Origin of the sequence: Dolichospermum lemmermannii CS-548 (assembly GCF_028330815.1) — a bacterium.
Taxonomy (GTDB): Bacteria; Cyanobacteriota; Cyanobacteriia; order Cyanobacteriales; family Nostocaceae; genus Dolichospermum; species Dolichospermum lemmermannii.
In genome coordinates, this window is the sequence record NZ_JAQMTJ010000240.1 from 1 (window position 1) to 5,870 (window position 5,870).

Annotated in this window: 6 protein-coding genes; 4 read left to right on the forward strand and 2 right to left on the reverse strand. The window is 38.9% G+C overall.

What is annotated here, in order from left to right; all coding sequences use genetic code 11:
* Nucleotides 1-82: 82 nt before the first annotated feature.
* The gene (locus PN450_RS16270) at nucleotides 83-1,483 is read right to left on the reverse strand and encodes a serine/threonine protein kinase (RefSeq protein WP_417033754.1); all 1,401 of its coding nucleotides are present in this window, start codon (nucleotides 1,481-1,483) and stop codon (nucleotides 83-85) included.
* A 93-nt stretch (nucleotides 1,484-1,576) separates the two neighbouring features.
* On the opposite strand from PN450_RS16270, the gene cbiT reads away from it, so the two are divergent.
* Both cbiT and PN450_RS16280 read left to right on the forward strand, forming a co-directional pair.
* Nucleotides 1,577-2,179, forward strand: coding sequence for a precorrin-6Y C5,15-methyltransferase subunit CbiT (gene cbiT, locus PN450_RS16275; RefSeq protein ID WP_271836937.1), 603 nt, complete (start codon nucleotides 1,577-1,579; stop codon nucleotides 2,177-2,179).
* Between the two features lie 180 nt (nucleotides 2,180-2,359).
* Nucleotides 2,360-3,250: a phosphatidate cytidylyltransferase gene (locus tag PN450_RS16280; RefSeq protein ID WP_015081499.1), complete on the forward strand. Its 891-nt coding sequence runs from the start codon at nucleotides 2,360-2,362 to the stop codon at nucleotides 3,248-3,250.
* Between the two features lie 103 nt (nucleotides 3,251-3,353).
* Here PN450_RS16280 and PN450_RS16285 read toward each other — a convergent pair whose 3' ends face one another.
* The gene (locus PN450_RS16285; protein ID WP_271836938.1) at nucleotides 3,354-4,067 is read right to left on the reverse strand and encodes an LmeA family phospholipid-binding protein; all 714 of its coding nucleotides are present in this window, start codon (nucleotides 4,065-4,067) and stop codon (nucleotides 3,354-3,356) included.
* 142 nt (nucleotides 4,068-4,209) lie between these two features.
* Here PN450_RS16285 and PN450_RS16290 point away from each other — a divergent pair, with 142 nt between their 5' ends.
* Both PN450_RS16290 and PN450_RS16295 read left to right on the forward strand, forming a co-directional pair.
* Nucleotides 4,210-4,983: a pseudouridine synthase gene (locus PN450_RS16290; protein ID WP_168696543.1), complete on the forward strand. Its 774-nt coding sequence runs from the start codon at nucleotides 4,210-4,212 to the stop codon at nucleotides 4,981-4,983.
* Nucleotides 4,984-4,999: 16 nt separating this feature from the next.
* The gene (locus PN450_RS16295; protein ID WP_271822794.1) at nucleotides 5,000-5,776 is read left to right on the forward strand and encodes a helix-turn-helix domain-containing protein; all 777 of its coding nucleotides are present in this window, start codon (nucleotides 5,000-5,002) and stop codon (nucleotides 5,774-5,776) included.
* The last annotated feature ends 94 nt before the right edge of the window (nucleotides 5,777-5,870 follow it).

Genomic DNA, 5,870 nt, shown 5'->3' on the forward strand with positions numbered 1-5,870 from the left:
ACTTTATCACACCACGTCCCTTTTAATGCTACTTATTCTCATTAAGCATCTTAATTTTTGAATTGACTTTAGTTATTATGTACTACTTTAAGGGCTTTTTTGATCTGTGACAGTTTGGGGTGCGGAATGTGGGTTCTAATTCCACTTCAGATTTGATGGTGATATTAACATCAAACTCAAATTTTTCGACTCCTGCCCAAATTACCAATTTTGCAGGTACTTGAGTTTTATCCCCGTCTGAGTCTTTAGTAAAATTAGTAAAATATCTCGGTGTATAAACTAATTTATCAATATTTTCTCTGGACAATGAACGACGACGGGGAATTTTCCATTTCCCTAACTGGTGATTAAGAGAAATTTGTTGAGAATCTATATGTATTTTTGTACTACCAAATACACTGGAAACTATACCGTATATCATCGAAAATCCTGCCCCCCAAAAAGGTAATAAAAATGAGGCAAAGGGGATATTTGCCGGAAAGGGAGCAGACAAAGCACCAATAGTGCAAAATAAGATAAAAGAATTCCAGGATATGGCAAAAAAACCTACAGATACCATTGAAGATTGAAAGCCAACCGGAGGAATAATAATTTCTAAAGTATCTTCATTTTTGGTTAATTGAATTTTACTACCGACTGGTTTCCTAACAGTTAAAGCTTTGATATTAGTCTCTTCTGGATGCTCTAAATCTGTGAGTGCTTGAGTTGCCGTGGCAAAACGCTTTTCTAAACTGGGTTCTGTAATTTGCTCCAACCACTTAGCAAAACTAGGACTAATATTAGCAACTTGCTGAAATTGAATGCGAAAATCCTTTTGTGGTAAATCCGCTGGGTTAGTCCCTGTCACCAAATAAATTATTGTGCATCCTAAACTATAAAGGTCAGAAGCGGGAACAGTACGCCCTCCAAACTGTTCCTGTGGCATATAACCATAAGTCCCCACAACAGTTCTTGTCCCTGCTTCTGCTGCTAGGATAGTTTGGACTGAACCAAAATCTATTAAATAAACTGAACCGACACTATTGCCAGAGCGCTCTCCTAATAAAATATTGCTAGGCTTAATATCACGGTGGACAACAGGTGGATTTAACTCATGCAAGTATTTAAGAATTTCTAAAACTGCTTTAGCAATTTCTTTAACTTCAATTTCTGTAAATTTCCTCCCAGCTTGTAAATATTGTTCTAAAGTTTGGGCTGGGATATAAGTCTGAACCAGGGAAAATCCTTTATATCTAGAGGAATTGACCTCAAAATAGTCTAAGTATGCAGGAATATGGGGATGTGATAAAGATTTTAAAGTTTGAGCTTCTCTCTCAAATAATTTGAGATCATCCCATTCAAAATCATTACTAAAAGCAAGTAACTTGACAATTACCGATTTTCCAGTTACTAAATCAGTAGCTAAGAAAGTCCTTCTCCCGGCTTTTTTGCCTAGCTGTTGTTGAACTTCATAGCGATTAGCTAATATTTCCTTATTCATCATTGCAGTTTCCTGATGTCATTGATGAGCATAACTACCAAAATTATCTTCCCCTTTCCCAATTGTTAAATTTTAATTGTTAATTTTTAATTGCTTATGCCTTCCCCACTTTGGCCTTATATTACCCCAGGTATTCCCGACGAATTATTTGAGAATTTACCAGGTATTCCCCTCAGTCAGCGAGAATTAAGATTGCTGTTGATTTCCCAATTGCGACTACAAGCCGATTCTGTATTGTGGGATATTGGCGCAGGAACAGGTACAATTCCTATAGAGGTGGGTTTATTGTGTCCCCAAGCACGGGTGATTGCTATCGAAAGAGATGAGGATGTTGCTAATCTAATTAAACGCAACTGCGATCGCTTTGAAGTCAAAAACGTCGAAGTAATTGAAGGTAGCGCCCCAGAATGCTTAGATCAAATCAAGTTACTACCTGATCGGATCTGCATTGAAGGTGGAAAAGCCATACAGGAAATTGTCCAAGCGGCCTGGCAATATTTACCAACATCTGGCCGAGTGGTCGCCACTGCTGCTAATTTAGAAAGTCTGTATGCTATTTCTCAAAGCTTTTCTCAGTTGAGAGTTAGGAATATTGAAGTTGTCCAGTCAGCGGTAAATCGCTTAGAAACACGGGGCTATTCTCAAACCTTTGTAGCAGCCGATCCCATTTTCATTCTCAGTGGTGAAAAACTAGATTAAACAATTGAAAATTGAAAATTGACAATGATGGATTGGACATGGATAAAAGTCAGAAATAAATCTGTTCTACCTTCTATTTAGCTTTTTTCCTTTGTTTCTTCTGCCTCCTAACTCCTCTCTTCTGACTCCGTGACTCCTTACCCTCATTTTCAATTGTTAATTCTTAATTTTTAATTGCTTATGCCCTGGCCTCGAATTATTAGTGGAATTATTGCGATTATCATGGCGCTATCTGCAACCCTCTTAGGGGGTTGGTATTTTACGATAGCGATCGCTATTGTCGTATTTTTAGGTCAACAAGAATATTTTAATTTGGTCCGTTCTCGCGGCATCACACCCTCAGTCAAAACTACTATGATTGTTAGTCAAGTTCTACTGGCAATTTGTACTCTGAATGGTAGTTTAGCTGATGCAATTATGCCCATAGCCGGGACACTTATTTGTTTTTATTTACTATTTCAACCCAAATTAGCCACCATTGCGGATATTTCCGCTTCTATTATGGGTTTGTTTTATGTCGGTTACTTACCAAGTTACTGGGTCCGCTTACGAGGAATTGATCATGCTATTAGCAGTAATTTACCTTTAGGTGGTTATTGGCCATCTAATTGGCAAGATATTGGACAAGGTAATTTAACTGCCTTCCCCGCGGGTTTAACTGCGACTATCCTCACGTTCTTATGTATTTGGGCTGCGGATATTGGCGCTTATACTTTTGGTAAATTCTTCGGGAAAACGCGATTATCAGATATTAGTCCCAAAAAAACTGTAGAAGGTGCTGTTTTTGGCATTACTGCCAGTGTCGCTGTTGCTATGGTAGGAGCTTACCTTCTCCATTTTCCCCATTGGTTAATCACTGGTGTCACATTAGGTCTAATTATTGGTATCGCTAGTTTGTTGGGTGACTTAACAGAATCCTTGCTGAAACGTGATGCCGGTGTCAAAGATTCAGGTCAATTAATCCCTGGTCATGGGGGGATTTTAGATCGCACCGATAGCTATATTTTCACTGCTCCTCTAGTGTATTATTTCGTTACATTACTTTTACCTTTATTAGAAAAAACGCTGTAATAGGAACTAAGATAAGATTTAATCTCAACTTGCTCATGTCACTCACAATAGCCATACAATTTAAAGTAAATTCAGGGAATATTGAGTTTTGATTTTTTAATAGTTATGGGTTAATATTAATACGTCCATAACAAGTTAATTGTTCTGGCAGCAGGGAAATTTTTTCGATATCAACATCTGTTCCCAGGTTTATCATATAAGGAGAATTCTTTTCCAAAAGCACCTCTTGATCGGTCTTTACCTGAACCTGCGTTAATTGCAGTTCTTGACCATTGCGTAGTTCTAAGCCTAAATGAATATTGAAAAATGCCCCTTCTGTTTCAGAAATGGGGATACCGTGTAGGATCAATACCTGGTTGTCAAGGGTGATTTTTTCCCAAGTAATAAACGGGTAATTTAGGCTGTATTCTGCTAATAGTGGAATCAGTCCATCATTTATAGCCGTTAATAATAATGGAGATGAAAGAGAGTTATTAAGATCCTGTGCGGTGATAATCAGCTTACCAACCACAGGGACTATTGCTGATAATTGCAAAGGTTGTCCTTTTAATATTGCAGCAACATTCAGTTGGATTTTTTCTGCCTCAAGTTCGATTTGTGTAACACGAAGACCTTGATACACTGCATTACTAGCAGAAATTGATACTCCAGGAATGTAACCAGAAAGTAATTGGCGATCGCTTGCTTCTATCTGTACCTCTAAATGAGCTACTTGATTCAATTGGCTTCTTAACCAGAGCTTAATCGCTGATGTTAAAACTTTTGTAATGATCCTGACTCTGCTATTATTTGGATTTGGGGAACTTGGTTCTGTCATTTTTCGACGGTTACATCAATGTAAATATGCCCAATTATTGAGCATCTTAAACAGTTCTTAACTTTAGCATGGAAGTTTGTTAACAACAAAGTGCAAACATTAGTAGTATAAAAATATTCAGCAAGAAAATCACAATTTAAACATGGAGGAACGGTTACAAAAAATTCTAGCTCAATGGGGTATCGCCTCACGACGTGAAGCCGAAGAAATGATGAGGCAATCACGAGTATGTGTTAACGGGGTAGTAGCACATTTAGGTCAAAAAGTCGATCCCTCTCAAGACAAAATCTCTATTGATGGTCAACCTGTGCTGGCAGAACAGCGACCATCCAAAATGTATTTATTACTGCATAAACCAGCCGGAATTGTCTCTACTTGCCATGATCCTCAAGGAAGACCAACCGTTTTGGATCTGCTACCGTCAGAGTTAAGAACCGGATGGGGTATTCACCCGGTAGGCCGTTTGGATGTAGACTCCACAGGAGCATTGATTTTAACCAATGATGGGGAACTGACCTATGGACTTACCCATCCCAGTCATAGTATTACTAAGACCTATCGTGTTGTTGTTCAAGGCCGTCCTCCAGCAACAGTTCTCAAAAAGTGGAGTCAGGGTATAGTTCTGGAAGGAAGAATCACAAGACCTGCTCAAGTGCGCTTAATTGAAACCTATATTGATCAAAGCTGGTTAGAGATCGTTTTACAGGAAGGAAGAAACCGTCAAATTCGCCGCATAGCCGAACAATTGGGATATCCAGTTATCAAGCTACATCGTACGGCTATTGGTTTAATTCAATTAAAAACCTCAACAACAGCATTTTTGCCATCTGGTAAATATCGTCATCTTAGTGAAGATGAGATGAGTTTTTTAAATAAGCAGATAATTCGCACACCGATTCAGACAAAGCCGAGTTAAGGAGTAAAGGAAAAATATGAAATGGTTCAGAAAGAAGGATGAACAGCCAATCAAACCTTCTATCAAGGAACATCAAGCCGAAAAGTTAGGACAACTTGGCTCACAACTAGCTTCACTACGGCAAGAAAAAGGTTTAAATCTGGATGAGTTAGTCGGATTAACTAGAATTCCTCGACGACTTTTGCAAGCAATTGAAGAAGGTAATTTAAACGACTTACCAGAACCAATTTATATTCAAGGCTTAATTAGACAGTTTGCAGAAGCTTTAGGAGTTCGGGGAGCAGAATTTGCCAGTCATTTCCCCATTGGTTCTCAATCAGTGGGTGTTAAATCCCATTGGAAAGCACAAGCTGTTCCTCAATTACGTCCTATTCATCTTTACCTGCTTTATATCGGGTTAATTTTCTGTTCTGTGAACGGTTTATCCCAGTTGTTGAATAATGCCACCTTGCAGGCAAATAACCGCCAAATTCAACCAAATACAGCAGCGCAGTCAAAAGGGCAAGAAACAGCTAGTAATACATTACTCAGCAAGAAAGAGCATCAATCCGTACAAATTGGTGTGACTTTAAAAACCTCATCTTGGATTAGTGTGGTTACAGATGGTAAAACCGCCTTTGAGGGAGTTTTACCACAAGGTTCTAGTCGCACCTGGAACGCCACTGACCAACTGACAGTAAAAACTGATAATGCTGGTGGTGTGTTAATGAGCGTGAATCAGCAGGAAGCAAAGGAAATGGGAGAACTTGGGAAAACTCAAGAAATCAAGATCGCTGCTAAACCAGACTTATAGGGGGCAGTGGTCAGTTGTCAGTGGTCAGTTGTCAGTGGTTAGTTGTCAGAAGGAAGAAAATTTCTCCCCTACTCCCCCTACTTCCCCTACTCCC